Origin of the sequence: Paenibacillus sp. BGI2013 (genome assembly GCF_002843485.1) — a bacterium.
GTDB lineage: Bacteria > Bacillota > Bacilli > Paenibacillales > Paenibacillaceae > Paenibacillus > Paenibacillus amylolyticus.
This window is the reverse complement of the sequence record NZ_PJFA01000002.1, coordinates 680,724-706,328: the sequence shown is the minus strand read 5'-3', so window position 1 is coordinate 706,328 and position 25,605 is coordinate 680,724. Positions and strand designations below refer to the sequence as shown.

At 47.3% G+C, this 25,605-nt stretch carries 25 protein-coding genes; all 25 read right to left on the bottom strand.

From position 1 onward, the window contains the following. Nucleotides 1–96: 96 nt before the first annotated feature. The 25 genes from CXK86_RS06895 to CXK86_RS06775 all read right to left on the bottom strand — a co-directional run bounded on the left by CXK86_RS06895 (nt 97) and on the right by CXK86_RS06775 (nt 25,519). Entirely contained in the window at nt 97–1,818 is a 1,722-nt protein-coding gene (locus CXK86_RS06895; protein ID WP_076254022.1) for a phospho-sugar mutase, read from the bottom strand. Nucleotides 1,819–1,930: 112 nt separating this feature from the next. Next, on the bottom strand, nt 1,931–2,362 hold the full coding sequence (fabZ, locus tag CXK86_RS06890) for a 3-hydroxyacyl-ACP dehydratase FabZ (protein WP_036613058.1): 432 nt from the start codon (nt 2,360–2,362) through the stop codon (nt 1,931–1,933). A gap of 488 nt (nt 2,363–2,850) precedes the next feature. Further along, nucleotides 2,851–3,072 carry a DNA-directed RNA polymerase subunit beta gene (locus CXK86_RS06885; protein WP_047840694.1) on the bottom strand — a complete coding sequence of 74 codons (222 nt, stop codon included), beginning with the start codon at nt 3,070–3,072 and terminating at the stop codon, nt 2,851–2,853. A 12-nt stretch (nt 3,073–3,084) separates the two neighbouring features. Continuing rightward, a complete protein-coding gene (locus CXK86_RS06880) occupies nt 3,085–3,924 on the bottom strand; it encodes a flagellar hook-basal body protein (RefSeq protein WP_047840695.1) in 840 nt (279 codons plus the stop codon). 645 nt (nt 3,925–4,569) lie between these two features. Beyond that, the gene (locus tag CXK86_RS06875) at nt 4,570–5,454 is read right to left on the bottom strand and encodes a flagellar hook-basal body protein (RefSeq protein ID WP_076254020.1); all 885 of its coding nucleotides are present in this window, start codon (nt 5,452–5,454) and stop codon (nt 4,570–4,572) included. A 102-nt stretch (nt 5,455–5,556) separates the two neighbouring features. Then, on the bottom strand, nt 5,557–6,555 hold the full coding sequence (mreB, locus tag CXK86_RS06870) for a rod shape-determining protein (RefSeq protein WP_036612542.1): 999 nt from the start codon (nt 6,553–6,555) through the stop codon (nt 5,557–5,559). 219 nt (nt 6,556–6,774) lie between these two features. Beyond that, nucleotides 6,775–7,062 (bottom strand): sporulation transcriptional regulator SpoIIID, encoded by a 288-nt coding sequence (gene spoIIID, locus CXK86_RS06865; protein ID WP_024632710.1) that lies wholly within the window; start codon nt 7,060–7,062, stop codon nt 6,775–6,777. A gap of 170 nt (nt 7,063–7,232) precedes the next feature. Further along, on the bottom strand, nt 7,233–7,973 hold the full coding sequence (locus CXK86_RS06860; RefSeq protein WP_076254018.1) for a M23 family metallopeptidase: 741 nt from the start codon (nt 7,971–7,973) through the stop codon (nt 7,233–7,235). Between the two features lie 1,029 nt (nt 7,974–9,002). Further along, a complete protein-coding gene (gene spoIID / locus CXK86_RS06855) occupies nt 9,003–10,343 on the bottom strand; it encodes a stage II sporulation protein D (protein WP_076254017.1) in 1,341 nt (446 codons plus the stop codon). A 467-nt stretch (nt 10,344–10,810) separates the two neighbouring features. Beyond that, nucleotides 10,811–12,157 (bottom strand): UDP-N-acetylglucosamine 1-carboxyvinyltransferase, encoded by a 1,347-nt coding sequence (gene murA / locus CXK86_RS06850; RefSeq protein ID WP_017691942.1) that lies wholly within the window; start codon nt 12,155–12,157, stop codon nt 10,811–10,813. A gap of 522 nt (nt 12,158–12,679) precedes the next feature. Continuing rightward, nucleotides 12,680–12,937, bottom strand: a complete 258-nt coding sequence (locus CXK86_RS06845; protein ID WP_017691941.1) for a DUF1146 family protein — start codon at nt 12,935–12,937, stop codon at nt 12,680–12,682. 606 nt (nt 12,938–13,543) lie between these two features. Further along, the gene (locus CXK86_RS06840) at nt 13,544–13,948 is read right to left on the bottom strand and encodes a F0F1 ATP synthase subunit epsilon (RefSeq protein ID WP_036612555.1); all 405 of its coding nucleotides are present in this window, start codon (nt 13,946–13,948) and stop codon (nt 13,544–13,546) included. Between the two features lie 60 nt (nt 13,949–14,008). Next, nucleotides 14,009–15,412 carry a F0F1 ATP synthase subunit beta gene (atpD, locus tag CXK86_RS06835; protein WP_036612557.1) on the bottom strand — a complete coding sequence of 468 codons (1,404 nt, stop codon included), beginning with the start codon at nt 15,410–15,412 and terminating at the stop codon, nt 14,009–14,011. A gap of 95 nt (nt 15,413–15,507) precedes the next feature. Further along, nucleotides 15,508–16,380 carry an ATP synthase F1 subunit gamma gene (gene atpG / locus CXK86_RS06830; protein ID WP_036612560.1) on the bottom strand — a complete coding sequence of 291 codons (873 nt, stop codon included), beginning with the start codon at nt 16,378–16,380 and terminating at the stop codon, nt 15,508–15,510. A gap of 169 nt (nt 16,381–16,549) precedes the next feature. Beyond that, nucleotides 16,550–18,064: a F0F1 ATP synthase subunit alpha gene (atpA, locus tag CXK86_RS06825; protein ID WP_036612563.1), complete on the bottom strand. Its 1,515-nt coding sequence runs from the start codon at nt 18,062–18,064 to the stop codon at nt 16,550–16,552. A 16-nt stretch (nt 18,065–18,080) separates the two neighbouring features. Then, a complete protein-coding gene (locus CXK86_RS06820) occupies nt 18,081–18,629 on the bottom strand; it encodes a F0F1 ATP synthase subunit delta (RefSeq protein ID WP_036667767.1) in 549 nt (182 codons plus the stop codon). Next, the gene (atpF, locus tag CXK86_RS06815) at nt 18,626–19,114 is read right to left on the bottom strand and encodes a F0F1 ATP synthase subunit B (RefSeq protein ID WP_036612568.1); all 489 of its coding nucleotides are present in this window, start codon (nt 19,112–19,114) and stop codon (nt 18,626–18,628) included. The genes CXK86_RS06820 and atpF overlap by 4 nt, the downstream gene beginning before the upstream one ends. A 113-nt stretch (nt 19,115–19,227) precedes the next feature. Further along, nucleotides 19,228–19,452 carry a F0F1 ATP synthase subunit C gene (gene atpE, locus CXK86_RS06810; protein WP_017691934.1) on the bottom strand — a complete coding sequence of 75 codons (225 nt, stop codon included), beginning with the start codon at nt 19,450–19,452 and terminating at the stop codon, nt 19,228–19,230. Nucleotides 19,453–19,530: 78 nt separating this feature from the next. Then, nucleotides 19,531–20,349 carry a F0F1 ATP synthase subunit A gene (gene atpB, locus CXK86_RS06805; RefSeq protein ID WP_017691933.1) on the bottom strand — a complete coding sequence of 273 codons (819 nt, stop codon included), beginning with the start codon at nt 20,347–20,349 and terminating at the stop codon, nt 19,531–19,533. Nucleotides 20,350–20,394: 45 nt separating this feature from the next. Next, entirely contained in the window at nt 20,395–20,772 is a 378-nt protein-coding gene (locus CXK86_RS06800; RefSeq protein WP_017691932.1) for an ATP synthase subunit I, read from the bottom strand. After that, nucleotides 20,765–21,019, bottom strand: a complete 255-nt coding sequence (locus tag CXK86_RS06795; protein ID WP_017691931.1) for an AtpZ/AtpI family protein — start codon at nt 21,017–21,019, stop codon at nt 20,765–20,767. The genes CXK86_RS06800 and CXK86_RS06795 overlap by 8 nt, the downstream gene beginning before the upstream one ends. A 185-nt stretch (nt 21,020–21,204) precedes the next feature. Next, a complete protein-coding gene (wecB, locus tag CXK86_RS06790) occupies nt 21,205–22,362 on the bottom strand; it encodes a non-hydrolyzing UDP-N-acetylglucosamine 2-epimerase (RefSeq protein WP_036667768.1) in 1,158 nt (385 codons plus the stop codon). Between the two features lie 37 nt (nt 22,363–22,399). Next, nucleotides 22,400–23,029 (bottom strand): uracil phosphoribosyltransferase, encoded by a 630-nt coding sequence (upp, locus tag CXK86_RS06785; protein ID WP_017691929.1) that lies wholly within the window; start codon nt 23,027–23,029, stop codon nt 22,400–22,402. A gap of 429 nt (nt 23,030–23,458) precedes the next feature. After that, nucleotides 23,459–24,709: a serine hydroxymethyltransferase gene (locus CXK86_RS06780; RefSeq protein ID WP_076254015.1), complete on the bottom strand. Its 1,251-nt coding sequence runs from the start codon at nt 24,707–24,709 to the stop codon at nt 23,459–23,461. A gap of 216 nt (nt 24,710–24,925) precedes the next feature. Then, entirely contained in the window at nt 24,926–25,519 is a 594-nt protein-coding gene (locus CXK86_RS06775) for a TIGR01440 family protein (protein WP_076254013.1), read from the bottom strand. Nucleotides 25,520–25,605: the final 86 nt, after the last annotated feature.

Here is a 25,605-nt window from a genome sequence, read left to right as displayed (position 1 = left end):
CCATCTACACTTTTATTTCAAAGAAAAACCCCTCCGCCAACCAACCTTACGGTGCGGAGAGGCCTTCTCATGTTCTTGCTCATTGTTGCATTCGTATTATTGTGCGTCTACACGCGACATCACTGTAGTCACCAGACGCTCGATCCAGCTTTCCGCATCTTCCAAATTCTCTCCACGCACGGCGAAGTATACTTTGATCTTCGGTTCTGTTCCTGAAGGGCGCAAGCAGAACCATGAACCGTCTGCCAAAATGAACTTCAGTACGTCCGCCTTCGGAAGACCGTCCAGACCAAGGGAGTAGTCCAGTACATCTTGTACAGCAATTCCCGCTACTTCTTGTGGCGGATTGGAACGCCAGTCCGTCATTTTGGCTTGAATCTGAGCCACGCCGTCTTTGCCTTTCAGCGTACGGGACTCCAGCTTCTCCAAGAAATATCCGAATTGGTTGTACAGCTCTTGCAAGACATCATACAGCGTTTTGCCTTGACTCTTATAATACGCAGCTGCTTCAGCAATCAGCATCGAGGCAAGGACAGCATCCTTGTCACGGGCATAGTTACCGGAAAGGTAGCCATAACTCTCTTCATATCCGAACAAGAATGTATGACTGCCTGTTGCTTCGAACTGGTTCATTTTTTCACCAATATATTTGAAGCCTGTCAGTGTGTTCATCACTTCTGCACCGTAATGTTCAGCAATAACAGCACCCATCTCACTTGTTACGATTGTTTTGACAACCGCACCATTGCTTGGCAGTGTACCTGTCTCTTGCAGGCGACTGAGCAGGTAATGTACCATAATGGCACCAGACTGGTTACCGGACAAGACGAAATATTTGCCATCATTGTCTTTCACGACAGCACCCATACGGTCTGCATCCGGATCTGTTCCGATCAGAATGTCAGCGCCTACGGATTCTCCCAGCTTCATTGCAAGCGTAAACGCTTCGCGTTCTTCCGGGTTAGGGGATTTCACGGTAGAGAACTCAGCATCCGGCTGTTCTTGTTCAGCTACAATGTGCACTTGCTCGAATCCGATCTGCTCCAGCACGCGACGTACAGGAATGTTACCTGTTCCGTGAAGCGGTGTGTAAACGATTTTGAAATCATGGCCTATGCCGGATTGGATCAGTTCACGGCTCAGACTACGGCTCGCTACGGTATCCACAAACGCTTGGTCTTGGTCTTCACCCAACCAGATCAGGAGTCCTTGAGCTTCTGCTTCTTCTTGCGTCAGCTTTTTCACGTCAGCAAGGGAAGGCACTTCCTGGATGTACTGAATGACTTTTTCCGCTTCATCCGGTACCAATTGACCGCCCTCATGATTGTAGACTTTATATCCGTTATATTCCGGTGGGTTATGGCTCGCTGTTACAACGATCCCTCCAGTTGCCTTCTGGTGACGCACTGCGAATGACAGCTCAGGAGTTGAACGCAAGGATGGGAACAGCTTGGCTACAATGCCGTTTCCAGCCAGTACAAGCGCAGCATCCAGTGTGAATTCAGGTGAGAAATGACGGGAATCATGAGCAATGACAACAGAAGGTTTGCCTTCTTGGTCACCATGCTGCTCAAGCAAATAACGCGCAAATCCTTGCGTTGCCCGACCTACGGTGTAACGGTTCATCCGGTTACTTCCCGCACCAATGACCCCGCGCAATCCACCTGTACCAAACTCCAGGTTTCTGTAAAAACGTTCCTCCAGCTCTTTCGGCTGATCCTGCAAGTCACGAAGCTCCTGTTTCGTTGCTTCATCAATCGAAGCATCCTCCAACCATTGCTGCAACGTCTCTGCTGCTGCTGTGCTTAACTGTTCCATTCCGATAAAACCCCTTCCGTCTATATAAATTCAGGTGTGCTGAGTTACTTCAACATCTTGCATCATTCGCTCCGTCTACGTTCCTGCATGATGTCAATGCTCACATATGTAATCAGCTTGGGTCAGACAGTGCAAACATGATCTCGCCTTCAGCGACCACTTTGTCGTTCACTCGGGCAGTTGCTTTACCTTTACCAATAGAACCCTTCAGACGTGTAATCTCCACTTCCAGAATCAACGTATCTCCGGGCACAACTTGTCCACGGAATCGGAAGTTGTCCAGTCCCGCCAAAAAGCCGATTTTTCCTTTGTTGCCTTCCAAATTCAGAATGGCTACTGCACCAACCTGAGCCAGCGCTTCTGTAATCAGTACACCCGGCATTACCGGATACTCTGGGAAATGACCAATGAAGAAAGGTTCGTTAATGGTTACGTTTTTCAAACCAACGGCACGTTTGCCATCCTCAATCTCTAGAATCTTGTCCACCAGCAGAAACGGGGGGCGGTGCGGGATGATTTCTTGAATCTGTTTGATATCGAGCACAGTGTAATCTCCTCTCGGGATGTTTATATGAGCGTTCTTAATCATGGATTTTTCATGTGCGCATAGGTGACCGTTACGGTTACGGATCGTTCTTTCGATCGCTGTTGTTTCCTAATGTTTCTGAACTATTTTTCAGATGGATAACATTAGGAAACAAAGGCGAGCGCTTCGCTTCTTTCGAACGATTCCGTTCCCTTCACTGACTTTAGTGCGGACATGGAAAACCTGATTATGATCAAGTCGAAGCTCATATAAAAGGTTTTTAATTTTTAAATTTTGTATGGAAAGCATATTTTCGGTTAACACTAGTTATATCCTTCATGACTGCAGTAGTGAAGGTTAAGATAAGGGGTCTCTCTTCGCGATGACGAATGTCTTTCGCAGGGGAGGCCTCTTTTGTGACGTCAAACGTCATCCATCATTATACTGTTTTCAACGTCAAAAAGAAAACTCCTGCCTGCGCAGGAGTTTTCGCTTAACTCGTTACATTATGGAGCGAATACCAGATTATATACATGTTCCCATGTACTCCATTGCCATACGGAACCGATATCCTGTTTGCCCAGTACCACATATCCAGCTACCATTCCGCCAGCGAGGGCAAGAACAAGCAGGACCGGAACCAGGAACCATCTTGCGATGCGCCATCCACTCTTCTTCTTGACTTCCTTTTTCTCCGGCTTACTGTTCTGCTGCTGTGTTTCTGTCATCACACTCACCTTTTACGCTCTCATATTGTTGGCAAGACCCAACATGGAATCACTTGAAGTTAGCGCCTTTGCCGCCAGCTGATATGTCCGCTGTCCTTGCATAAGCAAAGACATCTCCTGTGTCAGATCCACATTGGATTGCTCCAGAAATCCTGGACGAATCAATGCAGCTGCTTGACGTGTAGCTGCATCAGCGCCAAATACATCATCCTCGGTTAATCCCGCATCCAGTCCAAACAGGTTATCCGCATACTGTACGAGCCCCTCAGGGCGTTCAATGTCTACCACTTGCAGCTGTGCTCCAATGGTTGCATTTGCCGCATTACCGCGTCGGATTAACAGGTTGCCATTTTCATCAAAAGCAACTTTGCTATTATTCGGTGCCGTAATACGATTGCCTTGACGATCCAGGGCAAAGTGGCCTTCGCCATTGACCATCACCATCATATCAGGTGAATTCGGAGTAGGCTTAGGTCTTGTATCAGGTACAAAATGAAATGCACCCTGACGTGTCCACATTTTCTCCCCATTCGCTTCAACTGCAAACATCGCATTTCCTTCAATGGCCAGATCGGTCGGAAGGCCAGTCTCGTTCAAGGGGCCTTGAGACATATCCTTCGTTACATCTGCCAAACGAGCACCAAAACCGAGGTTATATCCCATCGGTGTGGAACGTCCATCCAGTTTGTACTTGTCCGGTTGTTGTTGAACCCGGGTCAGCACATCCTCGAATGCCGCCTGCTTGCTCTTATAGCCTGCCGTATTCACGTTGGCAATATTATCGGAAATGACATCCAGACGCTGCTGTATGGCAGTCATGGAAACCTTGGCACTAATCATGGAATTATTCATTGGTGGTATACCCTCCCTTGTGTCCTGTCCACCCTCCCAAACCCTCCCTAGTAGGGAGGGCCCCAGATGGCGCTGCCCTCTGGACTCCCGAAACAGGCGGATTAGGTAAGTGGGGTACGATCTTGCTAAGTGGCGGTGGTGTATGTGCGCCGCGACTGCCGTGCTATGATTCCCGCCATAGTTTCACATGGCTGAATCATAGCACGGCACGCTCTTTATGCGGCGTGTAGCTCCGCGGGGTCTCTTCCTTGCTTTGCTCCGCAAAGGACTGTCGAGACCATCGCTTCGCTCAGGTACTGCCACGCATTCCTCGCATAGGCTCGGTTGCGTCTAGGCTCTTGCGCTCCGCGGGGTCTCTCCTTGCTTTGCTCCGCAAAGGACTGTCGAGACCGTCGCTGCGCTCAGGTACTGCTACGCATTCCTAGCTTAGGCTCGGATGCGTTTAGGTTCTAGCGCTCCGCGTGGTCTCTTCCTTGCTTTGCTTCGCAAAGGGCTGTCGAGACCGTCGCTGCGCTCAGGTATTGCCACGCGTTCCTCGCGTAGGCTCGGATGCGTCTAGGCTCTTGCGCTTCGCGTGAGCCTCTCTGCTTTGCTGCGCAAAGGGCGTTTGGCTCTCCGCTGCGCGGTTATATTTAAACGTCGGCGTTATACACGCCCGACTTCATTGACGGCTTTATCCAGACTGCGGTCGTAGAATTGTACGACCTTCTGGTTGGCTTCATACGCCCGGAATGCAGCGTTCATATCAACCGTTGCCTGTGAGGCATCAACATTGGAACCTTCCAGGTATCCTTGACGGATCTGCACATTATCACCGGCAGCCATCATCCGGGACGTTGCCCCGTTTGCATCGCTGAGACTGAAATTGCCATTACCTTGACGAACCAGTTGATTCGGCTGGTCAATGACACTAATGCCAAGAGTAACCCCTGTTGGTGCACCCGTTGCTGCATTCACCAAACGGCCTTGCTCATCCACTTTAAATTGCTCCACAGAACCTGTCAACACTACAGGTTGTCCATTATTATCCAACACTTGTGAACCTGTTGAACTCAGCAATTGTCCCGTTCCAGTGATCTCGAAGTGACCATCGCGTGTATATCCGGTGTTACCTTCTGCATCTTGAACTGTAAAATACGCCTGAGGCTGGTAAGTCACCGTGCCGTCGGCCCGTACAAATTTGCCTGATGCGTCAAACGGGACAGGTTGTCCAGTCTGCGGATCATTGACAGTCATATTGGATGAAATGGAAAAATCGTTTTTCTGCCCAGTCTCCATAATGGTCCCCTGCAAATTCATGGACAAACTCTCTTCCGCGAACACCCCCGTGTTCAGCTTGCCCAGCCGCTTTGTTGGAAGATTTGCATCTCCGCCTACCAAAGTAATGAGCATTTCCGGGAAGGAACGGCTTACGCTGTTCACCTGTTTATATCCCGTGGTGTTCATATTTACGATATTCTGTGTTGCTGTGTCATGGCGGCGTTGTTGCGTAATCATTCCCGCAGTAGCGGTGTACAGACCTCTTAACATGAATTAACCCCTCTCCTCAAGCGCTTGACCTGCATCACAGGTTGGCTGCTTGTCCGTTCTGCTTTCCGAGCATGGCGAACCTTTGCTATTTATATCGGCAGATTAGAACTTTTTCTTAACCACCTGATCCAAATTATTAAGCATTATGCCTGTCCCCTTCACGACACAGTGCATTGGATCTTCCGCCACCCATACCGGTACATGCAATTCATTGGACAAAAGCTCGTCCAGTCCGTTCAGCAATGCACCTCCGCCAGTCAATACAACACCACGGTCGATAATGTCCGCTGACAATTCAGGCGGTGTACGTTCCAATACCGATTTGGCTGCCACGATGATGGATTGCACGGAATCCCAAAGTGCTTCCTGTACTTCATTTCCCGATATCGTTACGGTAACAGGAAGGCCGGATACCATATCGCGTCCGCGAATGTCCATCTCCGTTTGATGTCCACCCGGATGTACGGTACCAATCGCAATTTTGATGTCTTCAGCGGTCCGTTCACCGATCATGAGCTTGTACTTGGCTTTGATAAACTTGATAATGGCTTCGTCGAACTTGTCCCCTGCGACTTTAATAGAAGAGGCGGTGACCACGTCGCCCATAGAAAGGACTGCAACGTCAGTCGTACCGCCGCCGATATCCACGACCATATTGCCGCTCGGCTGAAAAATATCCATTCCCGCACCGATCGCTGCCGCTTTCGGCTCTTCTTCCAGAAACACTTCTTTGGCACCGCTGCGTTCTGCCGCCTCACGGATGGCCTTCTGCTCCACGGAAGTAATGTTCGTTGGTGCACAAATCAAAATCCGAGGGTGGCTGTACCAGCTTCTTGCACCCACACGATTAATGAAATGTCTGAGCATCGCTTCTGTAATCTCGAAGTCCGCAATAACGCCGTCACGCAGCGGTCTAATGGCAACAATGTTACCTGGAGTACGCCCCACCATACGACGCGCTTCTTCCCCAACAGCAAGGACACGCTTCGTATCTCTTTCAATGGTCACGACGGAAGGTTCATCGAGGACAACCCCACTTCCTTTCACGTGAATAAGCACGTTGGCCGTGCCAAGATCAATACCGATATCCTTGCTAAACATAAAAGAGCCCCCAAAGTGATATTATTTGGTCAGCGTATCCTGTGAAAAAGAGTCCCTTATCACGTCACCGCTCGTTCGACAAAGTGCAACATATATATGTAAAAATCGGGCTGATAAGATGTCATAATTCGATCCTGTACCAGCATTTAACATATCATACTTCAGGGGAGGGATTCAATGCATGTGTGAGCTTTTTGGCCTACGTCTTTGTGAAGATGCTTACGATTTGGCGGAAGCCAACACCTCACGTTTCTTGCCACTCGTTTTTTTGTATTTAATTTTGGTCGCTTCACCGCCCCGCAAATGGCGGATGGACTTGTGATACTCCAAAATGTGTTTCACCTGGTCAGCAAGATCAGGGTTGATTTCCGGCAGACGCTCCGTTAGATCCTTATGCACAGTACTCTTTGACACGCCGAATTCTTTGGCTATGGTACGGACCGTATTCCTCGTCTCAACAATGCAGCGACCAATTTTGATGGTCCGTTCCTTGATGTAATCGTGCACGCTCCCGCCTCCCTACTGTGTGGATAGTTTGGTACATTATATGAGGAGCATGCCTATATATTCGCGGTTTAGAGGTGTGACAAGCTTCGAAGGTCCCATTATTTTCTGAAAAGCACAAAAAGAGCAGAGGTTTAACCCTCTGCCCGTCATGTTGCTGCGGTAAAATTCATTTATTTTTCCGGAAGATATCCTTGCGGGTTAACTGGCTGTCCGTCTTCGTACACTTCAAAGTGAAGGTGGTTGCCAAGCGTTTTACCCAATTCATTGACGCCAGCGGATGCAATCGCATCTCCCTGTTTCACTTCGTCGTCCTGTTTCACTTTGACGTCTGCCAAGCTTTGGTATACCGTTTTCAGGTTATCGCTATGTGTGATTTCCACAACTTGACCTGTGAGCGGATTTTGCTCAACCCGGGTAACTTTACCGGCGAGTGCTGCTTTGACTTCAAACGTTTTGTTATCCCCACGTGCCAGATCCACACCCGTGTTCGGGATGAATGTATCATTGTACTGCACCATTGCCGCTTCATGTTCCTCGGTTGAAGCTTCGCTATCATAGAAAGGTTTTACTACCGAAATTTCGGACGGTACCGCTACCGGCCATACAAAATTCTCCGACTTTGCAACAACTTCCACACTTTCTTCTTCTCCGCCTACTGCTGTTCCTTCTGTACCCACCGATGCGCCTGTTTCTACTACCCCGCTAGCAGGGTCCGAGTTTAGCGTTTTGTCGCCTGTGCCCTGATAGACCCACACTAAGGTTAGTATAATGCCTGCTGCTGCGATGTAGGCTGCCGGGAAGACCCAGCGTTTGGACATTGCTCTTTTCCATGAAGAGGGCTGACTAGCCGGTACTCCTTGAGTTGTTTTAGGAGTTTCTTCTTGGTTTGTTTTTTTGTTTTGTTCATTCATGTTAATCACCTCAGTAACAAGTGTTACCGGGTGCAACTCTTTTATACACGCGCGACTCTAATTATTTTCACGGAGGTTTCAGAGAGTGCTATATATGTGAGGGGTGAGTAATTAGTGCGTACACCGCTTCGGGGCCAGAAAACCTTTCGACCGGCTGTTATCCCCGGATTTCCTGATTATTTCTCCCAATGGAGAAATCCGGTGATAAAGGCGGCCGCTTCGCTTCTACAGGTCTTTTCTGTCCCCTGCGCTCCCCTTACGGCTAGCACTCTCCGCATATATAGCCAAATCTCGAAAGCTCCGGAATGGGTGTTGGTAGACTGGTCCGGATTGGCTGTAGGGGTCAATCTTTCTATGAAGTGCATTTATCGGTGAGAGAAAGGATATAGGATGTGACTGGATAATGCAGATTTAAACCACCCAGGTTCTTTGAAAGTGAGATGTGAGATTAGAGATAGACAAAGCGCGCCAATACTGAATGTTCCATCTAACATCTTGATTTAAAAGAAACTGGATCATGAATGGTTACAGTATAGTTAGAAGTTGCTTGGTAGACAGGGAACATAAATCAATTTTTTAACCTTAGGGCTTGGAAACTTAATTTCAACGTTCTGGTTCTGGTTCGGCTTGCTTATTGCGAATGAGCATGTAGTGAATGGCAGTATCCACCATTTTGTTAGTGATTAGAATAATAAAATATTTCTAACGAACTCAGACGGCCTTATTGGCGGGGAAATCGCGGCTTAGGAATTCTAACGAACCGTAGACACACTAATTACTCTTTAGGGCGCTATTATTGGATCAGTTCGGTGGTATATCGTGATATAACGTGTCTGAGATTCGTTAGAATTTCCATTCGTTGTGATAACGCCCAATAAGATCTCTCAGATTCGTTAGCGCCCCACTGGTGGAAAGGAAGCCTGATGAGTTCCAAACCTAAACTGCTCTCATTCACATACATTTGTATACATTCGCACATACTCCTACTCATTCGAGTTATTTCGCTTTATCCATCCGTGTTCATCTCTCCTACTTCGATGCAAGCATCTTGGATGCCTGTCCGAATGAAATGCCGGTATAGTAGTGTTTGAGAATCTGGGTGGCCGTGTGTCCCTCCTGCGCCATGCCGTTTGCTCCCCATTGGCTCATGCCAACCCCATGACCGTAACCGTACGTTGTAATCTGGATTTCGTCACCTGTGGTCTTCCAACTGAACTGGCTGGATCTTAATCCAAGCAGTTTACGAACCTCGGGTCCGCTGAATGTCTCACCCGCGATCTGCATTTCCTTAATCCGATGTCCTTTGGTTGTAGACAATACTTCCATCCACGATCCACCCTTCTGAGCGGTAACGGGAATGGCATCCAAGTTTAACTTCTGCAGAATATCATTACGCTTCATGGTGACGGTCTGTTTGAATCCTGGTGCCAGGTTTTTGTCCCACGGACTGTCTACACTTTGCAGATACGGTACGGCGTTCCCCCATACATCCTCAGCATTCTCGGTATACCCATTACTTGTGGAAAAAAAGGATGCGGTGATTGCCTTGCCCTGATATGTCATCACCGTATCTCGACTTTCGCGCACAGCCTGTTGTAGCTTCTCCCATTCCTTCGCCTTCCCTAGACGCGTCCAATCCGCTTTCACCTGATCTGGCGGAATAAACACCTGATGGTTGACCGTATCCGTCACATCCGCCGCACCTGATGGAACACCGCTTGTATCACTCGCAGCTAACCTACGCACGATAAATGTACGAGCAGCTATTGCCTGCGCCTTTAACGCCTCCAGTCTGAATTCCGCAGGCATCTCAGCTGCCACCACCCCGGTAACATAGTCTTCCAGTTGCAGATTCATCGTTGTGCCCGTTGCAGACAGGTATACGCGCACTTTAGGTTCAGGGTACGTAACAGGAACGGCTGGCGCAGGAGCTGGGGTTCTTGTACTGCTTGAATCTGTTGGAGCAGGGATCGGCTTTGGTGATTCGCTTGTCCGCGGCCATACCAGAATTACCGGAATCAGTAACGCCATTGCCAATAAGGCAGATACAGCGGCAGCAGGTTGCCATCGCGTCGTATTACGTCCCCATCGGGGTTTTCGTCCAAACGTCCGCATTCGGCGACGCTTCACTCGGCGGAACTGGTCCAGCTCAATAACAGGTATATGAATATGCTCGGTTGTCTTTCGGTTCAGTTCATCTGCCGACACCCGTCCTGGATTGGATAATCTTGCAGGCTGTGATGGAACAGTCCTCAGGTTCAATGGGGCAGGCTTGTCTTTTTCCACTCCAGAAACGGTATTTCCCTCCGGCTCTTGCATACCTGGACGAGGGACAAGGGGTACCTTTACCTGTACACGAGCTTCTTTCATTCGAATATAACCCTCCGTTATCTATGGCCGGTCATGTGCCGGTCGTGTTGTTCAAATCCATAGTTTAGGTTATGAGCTGGCTTGATCTGATAGAACCTGATTTGAGAGAAACGAGGCCCTTTTCGTTCTGTTCAATTTCTTGTTTTCTTTTGCTATGTACATCATAGAAACGTTGATCTGTCGCTGTATACCGGTGTTTAGCTGGATCCGACACCCATATAAAGTATGCTCTTTCATTTGGTTCAGAATCGATACAGAATACGATGTTATGCTATACAAGTTAGGACCAGCTATTAATAGAATCAGGTATCAAATATCTCGTTGTCTTCTTAAAAGTAAACACAAAAAAAGCCAAGCCAGATGGCTTAGCTTTATCATTTTTTACAATATACGTTCCATCGCATTCATAATCCACACAACCGTGTGACTCATAATAGAGGGCCATATTTTTTCTATTCAATCCAGTGTTAAGCCAAAGTTGGTTGTACCTTAAACATCGGTACTTCTTTCTCCACTTTTTCACTAGGTGCTTTGGTTGCTTCCAGCTTAGGCTCATCAACCGAGATCCGATAGATGTCAGCGCCAAGTCCGTTAAGCTTCTCAGCGAGATGTACATAGCCACGGTCGATGTGATGAACACCGCCCACTTCCGTTGTACCTTCAGCAACAAGACCTGCAATAATGAGTGCGGCACCCGCACGCAGATCGGTAGCCGTTACTTTGGCACCCTTCAGTTTGGCATTACCTGTGACGATGGACGAACGTCCTTCAACTTTGATCTCCGCATTCATCAATTGGAATTCATCCACATGCATGAATCGGTTTTCAAAAACAGTCTCTGTCACGACACTTGTTCCTTCAGATGCAAGCAAAAGTGCCATCATCTGGGATTGCATATCGGTCGGGAATCCTGGGTATGGTAATGTTTTCACATCCACAGCCTTAAGAGGGCGATCTGCGATTACACGCACGCCATTCTCATCCGGTTGGATTGTAACACCCATCTCTTCAAGCTTCGCGATAACGGAGCCTAAATGATCAGAGATTGCACCTTCAATGTACACGTCACCGCCCGAAATTGCAGCAGCAGCCATATACGTACCAGCTTCTACCCGATCCGGAATAACGGTGTGTGTAACACCTGTCAGTTTCTCCACACCTTCAATGCGGATCACTCCAGTACCAGCACCACGTACGATGGCACCCATCCCATTCAGGAAGTTGGCAAGATCCACAATCTCAGGTTCTTTTGCCGCGTTCTCCAGAACAGTTACACCTTCGGCCAATGTTGCAGCCATCATAATATTTTGAGTGGCACCTACGGAAGCCACATCCAGATAAATTTTCGCGCCACGCAACCGACCTTGGCTACGAGCTTCGATATAACCTTGGCCCAAGCTGATCTCTGCGCCCATGGCTTCAAAACCTTTCAAATGCTGATCAATAGGCCGTGTACCGATGGCACATCCACCAGGAAGTGAGATTCTTGTATGACCCATTCGAGTCAACAAAGGCCCCATGACCAGGAAAGACGCCCGCATTTTACTTACCCATTCATACGGGGCTTCACAGGAAGTAAGTTTCTCCGCATTTACGGTAATCACTTCGTCCCGGTATGTAACTCCCGCTCCCAGCGATTCCAACACCTTGTTAATCGTCATCACATCGTCTAGAGGAGGCGCGTCAATAATAACGCTTTGTCCTTCTTCCCCTAAGAGAGAGGCAGCGATGATCGGAAGAACAGAATTTTTAGCGCCGCTAACTTTGACACTTCCGGTCAACCTTTTGCCACCGCGGACGATAAATTTGCTCATCATGGTTCCCTCCGCGCTTTTATTCCCTTTTCTTCATTCCGGAATACGTAAGCCCCACTATGCTAGAAAGGACTGTTGCTGTGTGTGGAATTTCGACATATTCTGGCATATTGCCACAGATGTCTGTTCAGAAAAGAATTGGTTTTTATAATCCATATCAATGATACCATGTGCCGTGCATCTTGCTATTCAGCATGTAAAAATCAGTGTCTTACAAGCCAGCAGAGCATCAGAACAGACAGAGTGGGATGGTTATTAGCCGGCATGAACCGGATATCCCGTTTATAACTACAAAATAAGTGAACAATTGTGAATTCCCTAACTTCCATCATAACATTGTTGAATTGTACGATACAAGCATTTTTACATAAAACATCTCAAATTCATCCAATTTTACGTCACATTTTTTTCTTAATTTCTTTACCGACAACTCATACTCTAATTGTTAACACAATTAATCGATGTTATTCGACAATGAGCAGCTTGAAGAACCTAACAGATGATTAACCAACCATCTCAACATTAAAACAAATTACGCAACATTTGAGTCCAGGACAAGTAGTCAATGACAAAGCCAGCAACGGCATGCCCCAAAATGATGGCGAGCAACAAATGCAACAGTCTTCCCTGAGCACCTCGTGGCTGCCTGATGATTAAATCCAGTTTGAGATTTGTCAAAGCCCACCAAGACAACGCAATACATAACAGGGAGACGATGATTGAGACCAAGCCATTGGTGCTTAATGCTTGGTTCACCTGATTCGTCAGATCAGTATCCATATATTCTTTACCTCCACATTTGTTGCAGCGATCAGCATATCATATGCCCGGCACCCATAACTTGTTAGTATACTGGAATGTCTTAAGCACAACATACTGAGCGTACTGTCAGATTTACTCCTGCCAGGCAGGAATCTCCTGATGCCCAATCACCGAGCAGCAACAATGCGGCTGTGCATGACTATGGAATCTACTACGCAGCTTCCTGCTTCTGCTGACTCTATGGAATATAGGCTCTTTCATCATACATTGTCAATTACATTGATTTCCACTTCTAAAATATTTTAATTTTAAAATGCCGGGATTTTGTGACTAAAACGACATAAAAGAGCGCTATTTCGATATCGATTCTGTCATTTCCTCGGAAATAATTTAAATTTACTCATGAAAAAAATGGTTCTCTTAGTGGTAAATGCGCCCACTACTTTAGTCCTACATTCTATTCAAATAATCATAATCGGTGAATATTTTGCTTAAAATACTTCTGTTTACTGAAGGGATAGGATGGATTTGTGGTCAGCCCTTTTGATATATTCGATAAAACAATTCTATTAAACAAACTCAAAAAAGCCCGGCAGACTAAGCCGCCAGGCTTCAAAGAATCGTTTATTTGCCGAACACATTAATCCGGTTAACCGCTTTTTGCAGCGCAATCTCTGCACGACGGTGATCAAAGTGGTCCTGATTGCTTTGGCTTGCAAGCCGACGTTCTGCCCGCTCTTTCGCCGCACGCGCACGATCCACATCAATGCTTTCCGGGAATTCAGCACTCTCTGCGAGTACAACAACCTTATCTTTACGAACTTCGATAAACCCGCCACCGATAGCAACTCGTTTATTTTCTTTTCCGTTATGGATATAGATTGGTGCAATCTGCAAAGGTGTAACCATAGGAATATGACCTGGCAGAATGCCCAGTTCCCCTTCAATACCACGAGCCGTAATGCTATTCACCTGTTCTGAATAGACCAAACGCTCGGGTGTTACGATTTCCAACAAAAAGGTGCTCAATTCCATCCCTCCTGAAACTATCCGAAGGATAGCCCACATAAGGACAATCCTGGATTCAGACTAAACCAGTGTTTTGGCTTTCTCCACTGCCTCTTCAATTGTACCAACAAAGAGGAAAGCTGCTTCCGGAAGATCATCATACTTACCTTCGAGAATCTCTTTAAAGCTGCGCACCGTTTCTTTAACCGGAACGTATTTACCTGGAATACCGTTAAATGCTTCAGCAACGTGGAAAGGCTGGGACAAGAAACGTTGGATTTTACGAGCACGGTATACAAGCGCTCTATCTTCTTCACTCAACTCGTCCATACCCAGGATTGCAATGATATCTTGCAATTCATTGTAACGTGCCAAGATACGTTTAACGCCTTGAGCTACGCTGTAGTGTTCTTCACCTACAACTTCAGGGGACAAGATCCGGGAGCTGGAAGCCAGTGGATCTACCGCAGGGTAGATACCCATCTCGGAAATTTTACGCTCCAAGTTCGTCGTTGCATCCAAGTGGGCAAACGTCGTTGCAGGAGCCGGGTCAGTGTAGTCATCCGCAGGCACGTAGATGGCCTGGATGGATGTTACAGAACCTTTTTTCGTTGATGTGATACGTTCTTGCAGTTGACCCATTTCTGTTGCCAGCGTAGGTTGGTAACCTACCGCGGAAGGCATACGTCCAAGCAAGGCAGATACTTCTGAACCCGCTTGGGTGAAACGGAAGATATTATCGATAAAGAGCAACACGTCACGGCCTTCTTCATCACGGAAGTATTCCGCCATCGTCAGACCTGTGAGGGCTACACGAAGACGTGCGCCTGGAGGCTCGTTCATTTGTCCGAAGACCATTGCTGTTTTGTTGATAACGCCGGAATCACTCATCTCGTGATACAAGTCATTACCTTCACGTGTACGCTCACCAACACCCGCAAATACGGAGATACCGCCGTGCTCTTGTGCGATGTTGTTGATCAATTCCTGAATGGTTACCGTCTTACCTACACCGGCACCACCGAAGAGACCGATTTTACCACCTTTAGCGTAAGGAGCAAGCAAGTCGATAACTTTGATTCCTGTCTCCAGCATTTCTGCTTGGGTAGTCAGTTCATCAAATGCAGGTGCTGAACGGTGAATCGGGTTCTTGTGCTCAGCAGCTACGGCACCGCCAGTATCAATTGCTTCGCCGAGTACGTTAAATACACGACCCAGTGTTGCTTCTCCGACGGGTACAGAGATTGGTGCTCCTGTATCTAAAGCTTCCATACCACGAACAAGTCCATCCGTGGAGGACATCGCAATACAACGTACTCGGTTGTCACCCAGATGTCTCGAAGCTTCGAGTGTAAGGTTCACACTTACGCCGCTCTCACTTACTGTAGTGATCGTAATGGCATTGAGGATTTCCGGCAGACCGCCGCGATCAAACTCGACGTCAACAACCGGACCCATGATGCTCACAACGCGTCCTTTGTTCATCTTAACGTTCCCCTCCTACAAGCCTGCTACTTTTGCAAAAATAATGTACCGTTCGTTTATCTTTGCTCTGCAAGCCTTCATTAATAAAAAAACGGTTAGCCTTGTGCTGCGTTGGCACCTGCCACAATTTCCGTAATCTCCTGCGTAATCGCCGCTTGACGGGCACGGTTATAGGTCAATGACAAGTCGTTAATGAGTTTAGATGCATTTTTGGTTGCATTACCCATTGCCGTCATTTTCGCGCCGAGCTCACTTGCCTTACCGTTCAGAAGTGCACCATAGATCAGCGTTTCCGCGTAACGCGGAAGCAGAACCTCCAGTACAGCTTCAGCAGACGGCTCGTATTCGTAGCTTGCCGTTGGTCCTTCCGCAGCAGTTACCTCAGGTGTTTCCATCGGAAGAAGTTTTTCTACCGTAGGAATCTGGGTCAACGCATTCACAAAGCGGTTATAACAAATGTACAATTCATCAAATTCAGCCAGTTCAAACCCATGAACAGCTTCGTGTGCGATGGATTTGATGTCTGCAAATGAAGGCGAATCCGACAGATCCGTTGTTGTGGATGCCATCGCAATTTCACGACGTCTGAAGTAATCGCGTCCTTTACGTCCAATGACGAACAATTCGTAGTCATCCTGGGAGTTGTGGCGCTCTTTGAGCGTCTGATTAACCTGACGCAAAACGTTCGCATTGTATCCACCTGCAAGACCACGGTCCGATGTAATGATCAGGTAAGCTGTCTTTTTGACCGGACGGCTCTCCAGCATCGGATGCTGTATACCTTGCGTGCTTGATGCAATACTAGCTACAACTTCTTTCAGTTTCTCCGAATAAGGACGGGCTGCTTCCGCTTTTTCCTGCGCTTTACGCAGTTTTGCAGCAGCTACCATCTCCATTGCTTTGGTGATCTGCTTGGTGCTTTGTACGCTTTTAATTTGCCGCTTAATTTCGCGCATGCCTTTTGCCATGATTTCACCACCTTAAAGTTTTGACAAAGTCAAAACTACATCGTAAGCACAACCCTACTTTGACGGGGTCAAAGTTACTTCGTAAGCATCATCTTTTTTTGACAGAGTCAAAGTATTACATGCAGACATGCGGAATCGGTTAGACAACTCCGCACCTGCAGTCATTTATTTAGACAGAGACAGCAAAGCTCTTTCTGAACTTCTCAATTGCACCTTTCAGTGCATTTTCGTTGTCTGCAGTCAATTCTTTAGTATCACGGATGGATGCAAGAATTTCCGGATGACTGCTCTCCATGAAGGCAAGGAACTCACCTTCGAAACGAGTCACATCACCTGTAGGAATTTCATCCAGGAATCCTTTAACGGCTGTGTACAAGCTGACCACCTGTTGTTCTACGGCCAGAGGCTGGTTTACACCTTGCTTCAGGATTTCCATCATACGTGCACCACGATTCAGGCGAGCCTGAGTCGCTTTGTCCAGATCGGAACCAAACTGGGAGAACGCTTGAAGCTCACGATATTGAGCGAGGTCGAGACGCAGGGAACCTGCAACCTTTTTCATCGCTTTGATCTGAGCAGAACCACCGACACGAGATACGGAAATACCTACGTTGATTGCCGGGCGTTGTCCAGCATTGAACAAGTCAGCTTCCAGGAAGATTTGTCCGTCCGTGATGGAGATTACGTTCGTTGGAATGTATGCTGATACGTCGGAGGCTTGTGTTTCAATGAACGGCAGTGCGGTTAAAGAACCACCACCCAGTTCATCATTCAGCTTCGCAGCACGCTCCAGCAAACGGGAGTGCAGGTAGAAGACGTCACCCGGATAAGCCTCACGGCCCGGTGGACGACGAAGCAACAAGGAAAGCTCACGATATGCAGAGGCTTGTTTGGTCAAGTCATCATAGATAACCAGAACGTGCTCGCCTTTGTACATGAAGTACTCACCCATCGAACATCCGGAATACGGTGCGATGTACAAGAGTGGTGATGGATCGGAAGCTGCTGCAGTTACAACGATTGTGTACTCCATTGCGCCTTTACGACGAAGAGTTTCCACAACTTGAGCAACCGTAGACTGTTTCTGACCAATAGCCACATAGATACACTTCATGCCGCTACCTTTTTGGTTCAGGATCGCATCAATCGCGATGGATGTTTTACCTGTTTGACGGTCACCGATGATCAACTCACGTTGTCCACGACCGATTGGAACCATTGCATCAATGGCTTTGATCCCTGTTTGCATCGGCTCATGAACCGATTTACGATCCATTACGCCTGGTGCTTTACCTTCAACCGGACGGAATTCCGTTGTAGCGATTGGCCCTTTGCCATCTACAGGAATACCGAGCGGGTTCACAACGCGTCCAATCAATGCTTCGCCTACAGGCACTTGCATGATTTGGCCAGTACGTTTCACTTGGTCACCTTCACGAATATCGTAGTAAGGTCCCAAGATAACGACACCGACATTGCTTTCTTCGACGTTCATGGCGAGTCCCATAACACCGCTTGGGAATTCAACCAACTCGTTGGACATGACGTTCTCAAGTCCGTAAACACGAGCGATACCATCACCAACCTCGATTACCGTCCCGACTTCGACTACATCGATATCGGTCTTGTATTGTTCGATTTGGCTCTTAATTAATGTACTGATTTCTTCTGGTTTGATACTCAAGTGTCCTCACCCCAATCTACTGTACTCGTCTGTTAAAAGACTGCTCAAGACGTTCGAGCTTGCCAGCCAAGCTGCCGTCATAGATCGTATCGCCAATGGCGACTTTCAATCCGCCCAGCAGAGTCGGATCAACAATGTTCTCGATACGAATCTTTTTATTCACACGGCCACCGAATTCACGGGCTACCGCTTCTTTTTCTTCATCATTCAACGCATAAGTGGAGTAGACACGTGCATCAGCGATGCCCAGCGACTCACCTTGGATCTTCCGATAATCATTCAGCAAGTCTCCCAGCAATTCAACGCGTCCGCGTTCAATTAACAACAAAACTGTACGAAGGACAGGTTCGGATACCTTACCATCAAGACTTGAGTGAAGCACGTTCTGCTTGACTTCATCAGAGATATTAGGAGATACGATAAATTTCTCGATATCTGCATCTCCGGTCAATGCACTGACTACCGCAACCAGTTCCTGTTCAACCTCAAGCACCTGCTGTTGCTGAAGAGCAACTTCGAACAATGCTTTCGCATAACGCTTGGCAACTATCGTATCGCGGCTCATTGTCGGCCTCCTACCTCATTGAGGTATTGGTTCACAAGTTCTTCTTGTGCAGGACCGTTCTCAACTTCTTTTTTGATCAACTTGGATGCAATCTGAACGGAAGCTGTACCCAGTTCGCTGCGAAGTGCTGCGACTGCTTTGTTCTTCTCGCTCTCGATTTCGCGTACTGCATCGTCTTTCAGACGATTAGCTTCAGCTTTTGCATCAGCCAAAATCGATTCAGCTTGTTTGCCACCTGTTTGTTTGGACTGTTCAATGATGTCGTAAGCATCTTGACGTGCTTGTTCAAGAGCTTGTTTTTGTTCCTCCACATAGGCAATGGCCTGTTCCCGAGTCTGTGCAGCCTCATTCATCTGCGTCATCACGAGTTCACGACGTTTTTCCATAATGGAGAACAAAGGCCCGAAGGCATAACGGCTAAGCAGCCAATATAAAATTGCAAATGCAACAATCGCAAGAAGCGTATTTTCCCATATGAAACTCAATCTGTTCACTCCTTCCTGGAGGTATCCTTGAAACGTCATCCGTTAGAACGGACATTACCTAAAAAGAAGGCGCGGATGGCTATGGCCTTCCCCGCCAAACCTTTAAAATTTGATTAAGCCATACCGTAGAACATGAACGCGAGTACCACACCGATGATCGGCAATACCTCGATCAAACCTACACCGATAAACATTGTTGTTTGAAGAGTGGATTTTGCTTCCGGTTGACGGGCAATACCTTCCACCGTTTTGCTGATTACCATACCGTTACCAATACCTGCGCCAAACGCGCCCAGTCCTGCAACAATTGCTGCTGCGATTAATGCCATTGCTCCCATTTGTATATCCTCCTTAAAATGATAAATCGAATTTTTTATTGTTCAGCCTGGTGAAGAAATCTTCGTAGGGCTTGAAACTTAATGCTCGTCATGCGTCTCGATGCTCTGTGAAATGTACACCATCATCAAGATAACAAACACAAATGCCTGGATCGCGCCGATAAAGATACTAAAGCCTTGCCACACCATAAGTAGCGGAATCGCTGCAATAGCACCAAACACTTTGAATGTGGTCAGTTTCAGGATCGTTGCGATCAGTACCTCACCAGCGAAGATATTCGCGAATAAACGCATACCGTGTGTCAACAGCTTGGATGCCGTCTCAATCAAGTTGATTGGCAAGAACAAGGCGAATGGCTTGAAGTAATGCTGGAGATACCCTTTGGTGTTACGGAACAATCCAAGTCCATGAGATACAAGGAACGCTACGAGAGCAAGTCCCATCGTTACAGACAAGTCAGCTGTTGGTGATTTCCACCAGGCCAGTTCAACGTGTGGGTGTGCTTCAGGGTCCTTGGCATGCGCTTTTTCAAACGCCTCCACCGCTGTAACAATCGGCTTACCGAATACCTGTGCCTGATTAACATCTGTTACCTCAGATACAGCCACGAGCGGAAGTCCGAGCATGTTCCCTACAAAAATGAACATAATCATGGAAAGAGCGAGAGAGATAAAATGTTTACCTTTCTTCATATCCATTGTACTGGAAATCAGATTGCGGACGAATTCTACTGCCCACTCCATAAAATTTTGCAGCTTGCCGGGATTTTCAACGGATAATCTCCGTGTTGCCAGTACAGCAAAAATAAAAACAATTGCACCTGTAACTACCAGCATCAACAGAACCGATAGATCCAGTCGAAATCCGCCAAGCATAATAATTGGAGCTTCATGCATATTTTTCTCACCCCTTTCTCGACTTGAAAGCTGCAGCCCTTAACATCATTCTGCTCTGCGGGAATAGACAATCCCTATAATCAATAAGGAATATTGTGCAATGACGAGACCGCCTGCAACCGCATATGTATTGAAGTACTGCGGAAAGCGCATCGATATGAATATACCGAGCACAGCGAATGCCGCTCTTGTCAAAAATCCCAAGTTGACACGCTTCAAGTTACCTTCTGCCGCATCATCAGACATTTTCCTTACTTTGTAGCCCAGGTAAAATGCATTGATCCAGCTAACTCCTGTACCCAGGGCCAGTCCCAAAGCAATTGTCTCCACACGTGGCATAAAGGCCGCTGCGAGAAAACAAATCATAAGAAAGTACATGACGAAAACAGTCATCGATCTGCGGTATCTGGTTAGTTCACTCATCACTTTCCCCCATGATTTTTTTCGCGATAAAGTAGATGCTTACACCGCCTGCCGCAAGAAAAAAGAGAACGCTTACGGCGATCCATATTCCGTTACCTCCGATGGTCTTGTCCAACCAGGAGCCAGCGTAATATCCGGCAACAGCGAGAATGGCAATCTCGATCCCAAAAGCTGTCACGAGTCCCATCGCTTTCCATACATTATCGTCATGGTTACGGGATGAATTTGGTTTGTTCGAATCGGCCATTTTCCACGCCACCCTTGCAATCCCAGTTAATTTTACTGAATGATGAGAGCCTTTGTCAATTGAATGATTTTAGCGTTTTAAAGGGGGAAACGACGGGAATACAGACCCTCAAAGCCCATAAACCCGCGTAAACCGTACAGTTTAACTGTATGCTTGCCCTTTATAAATCCGTCAGAAAAAATGTATTATTTTTTGAATTTTCTGTGAAATGATTCCGGACGTTCACTATTTACACCGAAATGATGCAAAATCGCATTGACAATTCTTTCCGAAGCATGTCCATCACCGTATGGATTGGCAGCCTGGCTCATGCTTGCATACAGGGTTTTGTCTGTGAGCAGAGCTTTGGTCCGTTCATACACACGTTCCTCTTCGGTACCTACCAATTCCAGCGTTCCGGCTTCAATACCTTCCGGGCGTTCTGTTGTATCGCGCAATACGAGCACAGGCACACCAAACGAAGGTGCTTCTTCCTGCAAACCGCCTGAATCGGTCAAAATCAAGTGAGTGTGCGGGTAAAAGTTATGCAAATCCACCACGTCTAGTGGATCAATTAATTGAATACGGGGATGATTCCCCAAGATCGCGTGAGCCGGCTCCTTCACAGCAGGACTTGGATGCACCGGGTACACGATGGCAATATCTTCGAATTCGTCGGCAATCCGTTTGACGGCCTGGAAAATGTTGCGGTGAGGCTCGCCTTGAGATTCACGGCGATGAGCTGTCATCAGCACAAGGCGTTTGCCTTGGGCCCAATCAAGTACCGGGTGTGTGTAGTCCTCCCGTACAGTATATTGAAACACATCTGTTACCGTGTTGCCTGTGACGTACGTACTAGACTCCGATTTATTTTCTTTGGCAAGATTGGAAGAAGACCAATCCGTAGGCGCAAAGTGTAGATCAGCCAGTACTCCCGTCAGCTGACGGTTCATCTCTTCCGGATATGGAGACAGCTTGTTCCACGTCCGCAGCCCCGCTTCCACATGTCCTACCTGAATCTGTTGCAGGAATGCTGCGTAGCTCGCTACAAAGGTAGTTAATGTATCCCCGTGAACCAGTACAATATCCGGCTTAGCTTCGGCTAACACTGGCTCCAGACCGCCAAGAACACGAATTGTAATTTCATTCAATGTCTGACGGTCCTTCATCACATCCAGATCATAATCGGGATGAATGTCGAAAACTTCAAGTACCTGATCCAACATCTGGCGATGCTGCGCAGTTACGCAAACAATAGATTCAATAGACTCAGGGTGTTTCTGCAATTCCAAAATAAGCGGAGCCATCTTGATGGCTTCCGGACGCACCCCGAAGATCGTCATAACTTTAATTTTGTTGGACATTCGAGCAAGCCTCTTTTCTACTCCGCATGCGATATGCTTATTTAGTGCCGTAAAGACGGTCTCCTGCATCTCCAAGCCCTGGAACGATATAACCATGATCATCCAGACGGTCGTCCAATGCTGCTACATAGATGTCCACATCGGGATGTGCATCTTGCACAGCTTTTACGCCTTCCGGTGCTGCAACCAGGTTCATCATCTTGATTTGGGTACAGCCACGTTTTTTGAGCACGTCAATAGCTGCAATTGCCGAACCACCCGTTGCCAGCATCGGATCAATTACAATCAATTGACGCTCTGTTACGTCTGTAGGCAGTTTGGTGTAGTATTCTACCGGTTGCAGTGTTTCCGGGTCACGGAACAGACCCACATGTCCAACTTTTGCCGCTGGTAACAATTTCACAACGCCATCCAGCATTCCGAGTCCTGCGCGCAGAATCGGCACCAGTCCGAGCATACGTCCAGAGATAACTTTACCTTGTGTTGCAGCTACAGGTGTCTGTACATCAATCGTTTCCAGTTCAACATCTCTTGTAATCTCATAAGCCATCAACGTTGCTACTTCATCCACCAATTCACGAAAATCTTTCGTATTCGTACGCATGTCGCGTATAAACGTCAGTTTGTGTTGAATCAAAGGGTGATCACATATTACTAATTTTCCCATCTAATTTGTCCCTCCGGTAAGTTCTTCATGTTCAGCATTTCCAAATATACCTAGCCACCATTCATGGGCTCGATAAATCCTGTATATTATATCATCACCAACAACGAATTACACCATCAAAGGGCACCCAATCATTACAGATTACCGAATCCTATAAAAAACAGGACCGGAAAATGATCCATCCGGTCCTGTTTTGCTCCTGCTGTTATGTCGTTAAGAAAATGAAAATGATGAATACAATGGCACTCCGCCTACAGAATGATCCTTCGATCGCTGTTATCCCCAGATTTTTTTTATTCTCCTTTTAACAAGGGAAAAATCCGGGGATAAAGGCGAACGCTTCGCTTCTGCGGTCTCATTCTGTCTGCTTCGTTTTTTTGTATCCCATTTTAAGAACATCTCAAATACAAACAGCATGAGCAAAGTTTTTTAGTATTTAAGATCTGTATAGAGCGGGAATTGGTCTGTCAGTGCAGTCACTTCTGCACGGGCTTCATCCAGCTTCGTTGTATCTTTTGGATTTTTCAGCGTTTTGGCAATGATCTTACCAATAGCAACCATCGCTTCTTCGTTCATGCCACGGGAAGTTGCAGCAGGTGTACCAATTCGAATACCACTTGTTACAAACGGGCTTGTAGGGTCGAATGGAATTGCATTTTTGTTCACGGTAATACCGATGGAATCAAGCACATGCTCAGCTTCCTTACCTGTGATGTTCACACTGCGTGTGTCGATCAGCATCAAGTGGTTATCTGTACCACCGGATACGATGTTCAATCCTTCAGCGATCAGTGTTTCAGCCAGAACCTGTGCGTTTTTCACGACATTCTGTGCATATGTTTTGAACGAAGGTTGCAAAGCTTCTCCGAATGCTACCGCTTTGGAAGCGATCACGTGCATCAGAGGTCCACCTTGGGAACCTGGGAATACGGCTTTATCAATCGCTGCTGCCCACGCTTTGCGGCACAGAATCATACCACCACGAGGTCCACGCAGCGTTTTGTGTGTTGTTGTTGTAACGAAATGCGCATGTGGAACCGGGTTTGGATGCAAACCAGCAGCAACCAATCCTGCAATGTGAGCCATGTCCACCATGAACAAAGCGCCTACATCATTGGCGATGGAAGCTAGCTTTTCAAAATCAATGGTACGCGGATATGCACTTGCACCTGCAACGATCAGACGAGGACGGTGTTTGAAAGCCGCTTTGCGTACTTCATCATAATCAATCAGGAATGTATCTTCCTGTACGCCGTATGCCACAAAGTTGTACAGCAAACCAGATGCGTTAACCGGGCTACCGTGTGTGAGGTGTCCACCATGGGCAAGGTTCATACCAAGTACAGTATCACCAGGTTTCAACGCTGCAAGATAAACTGCCATGTTCGCTTGTGCACCGGAGTGAGGTTGAACATTCACGTGTTCTGCTCCGAACAATTCTTTTGCACGATCACGCGCGATGTCTTCAACGATGTCCACATGCTCACAACCGCCATAGTAACGTTTACCTGGATATCCTTCAGCGTACTTGTTGGTCAGAACAGATCCCATTGCTTCGATTACTGCTTCACTTACGATGTTCTCGGATGCGATCAGTTCGATGTTGTTCTGTTGACGTTTCAGTTCAAGATTCATCGCTTCCAGTACTGCCGGGTCATTCTTGCGCAATTGTTCCATGATTAAATTCCTCCCAGTTATAAGTGAAGTTATAAAGTGAAACTAATGTTTACACGAAAACGGCGAGTGCAACACCAATCTGAAGAAACTAAGTGGTCGCCTTTATCACCGGATTTCCCCTTTTAAATAGGGAATTAAAAAATCTGGGGATAACAGCGATCGGAAGATGGTGATGCAATCAAAGTCAGGAGTGTAACCCAATTAGTCTCGCTTTATATGTTAGTCACAAAATGTCGAATCTGGTTGTTCTTCCATACGATACACCGCGCGTTCGCCGCCAATCAACTTCGGACGGGTCAACGCTGTGGTTACACGAGCATCTCCAACATAGCGAAGCGCTGTACGATAGGGTACGGCTACATGCCGGAGATGCATCCCAATCATCGTCTCCCCAATGTCCAGTCCCGCATGGGCCTGCACATGTTCAGCCAGGCATGGATCGGTCAGCGAACGATATGCTGCGGATGCCATTGAACCTCCGGCCTTGGGCACGGGTACTGCACCAACCTCGGTCAATCCAAGTCGAGTAAGCACAGAACGTTCCATTACCAGCGCACGGTTCAGATGCTCACAACATTGGAATACCGTGTCAAAACCGAACTCTTCCTGCACCTCGCGTATACCCGCAAGAAGCTGCTGCGCCACTTCAATGGCACCACTCGTACCAATCCGAGCGCCTGCGACTTCACTTGTGCTTGTACCGATCACAACGATCTGTCCAGGCCCAAGCTGTCCGGCAAGCGCCAGTTCATGCAGAATAGACGCGGTCTGTTCCTGCAATCCGGGTTGTTCCGAATCTAACTCTATAGTCATCCTATTATCGCCTCCCGATAAAATCATGCCCGCTGTCTCTTGGTTGTCCTTCGTATTCTTGCACGGCATCTCAGGTACTATTATAG

What these genes read in the sequence shown, in the direction of transcription:
- upp (WP_017691929.1), bottom strand. Translation starts at nt 23,029, where the DNA reads ATGGGAAAATTAGTAATATGTGATCACCCTTTGATTCAACACAAACTG.
- CXK86_RS06875 (WP_076254020.1), bottom strand. Translation starts at nt 5,454, where the DNA reads ATGTTAAGAGGTCTGTACACCGCTACTGCGGGAATGATTACGCAACAA.
- CXK86_RS06860 (WP_076254018.1), bottom strand. Translation starts at nt 7,973, where the DNA reads ATGAATGAACAAAACAAAAAAACAAACCAAGAAGAAACTCCTAAAACA.
- atpD (WP_036612557.1), bottom strand. Translation starts at nt 15,412, where the DNA reads ATGAACAAAGGACGCGTTGTGAGCATCATGGGTCCGGTTGTTGACGTC.
- mreB (WP_036612542.1), bottom strand. Translation starts at nt 6,555, where the DNA reads ATGTTTAGCAAGGATATCGGTATTGATCTTGGCACGGCCAACGTGCTT.
- murA (WP_017691942.1), bottom strand. Translation starts at nt 12,157, where the DNA reads ATGAGCAAATTTATCGTCCGCGGTGGCAAAAGGTTGACCGGAAGTGTC.
- CXK86_RS06795 (WP_017691931.1), bottom strand. Translation starts at nt 21,019, where the DNA reads ATGGCCGATTCGAACAAACCAAATTCATCCCGTAACCATGACGATAAT.
- atpB (WP_017691933.1), bottom strand. Translation starts at nt 20,349, where the DNA reads ATGCATGAAGCTCCAATTATTATGCTTGGCGGATTTCGACTGGATCTA.
- wecB (WP_036667768.1), bottom strand. Translation starts at nt 22,362, where the DNA reads ATGTCCAACAAAATTAAAGTTATGACGATCTTCGGGGTGCGTCCGGAA.
- CXK86_RS06775 (WP_076254013.1), bottom strand. Translation starts at nt 25,519, where the DNA reads ATGACTATAGAGTTAGATTCGGAACAACCCGGATTGCAGGAACAGACC.
- spoIID (WP_076254017.1), bottom strand. Translation starts at nt 10,343, where the DNA reads ATGAAAGAAGCTCGTGTACAGGTAAAGGTACCCCTTGTCCCTCGTCCA.
- atpG (WP_036612560.1), bottom strand. Translation starts at nt 16,380, where the DNA reads ATGGCAAAAGGCATGCGCGAAATTAAGCGGCAAATTAAAAGCGTACAA.
- atpE (WP_017691934.1), bottom strand. Translation starts at nt 19,452, where the DNA reads ATGGGAGCAATGGCATTAATCGCAGCAGCAATTGTTGCAGGACTGGGC.
- CXK86_RS06885 (WP_047840694.1), bottom strand. Translation starts at nt 3,072, where the DNA reads ATGACAGAAACACAGCAGCAGAACAGTAAGCCGGAGAAAAAGGAAGTC.
- CXK86_RS06800 (WP_017691932.1), bottom strand. Translation starts at nt 20,772, where the DNA reads ATGAGTGAACTAACCAGATACCGCAGATCGATGACTGTTTTCGTCATG.
- CXK86_RS06845 (WP_017691941.1), bottom strand. Translation starts at nt 12,937, where the DNA reads ATGGATACTGATCTGACGAATCAGGTGAACCAAGCATTAAGCACCAAT.
- CXK86_RS06820 (WP_036667767.1), bottom strand. Translation starts at nt 18,629, where the DNA reads ATGAGCCGCGATACGATAGTTGCCAAGCGTTATGCGAAAGCATTGTTC.
- CXK86_RS06880 (WP_047840695.1), bottom strand. Translation starts at nt 3,924, where the DNA reads ATGAATAATTCCATGATTAGTGCCAAGGTTTCCATGACTGCCATACAG.
- CXK86_RS06895 (WP_076254022.1), bottom strand. Translation starts at nt 1,818, where the DNA reads ATGGAACAGTTAAGCACAGCAGCAGCAGAGACGTTGCAGCAATGGTTG.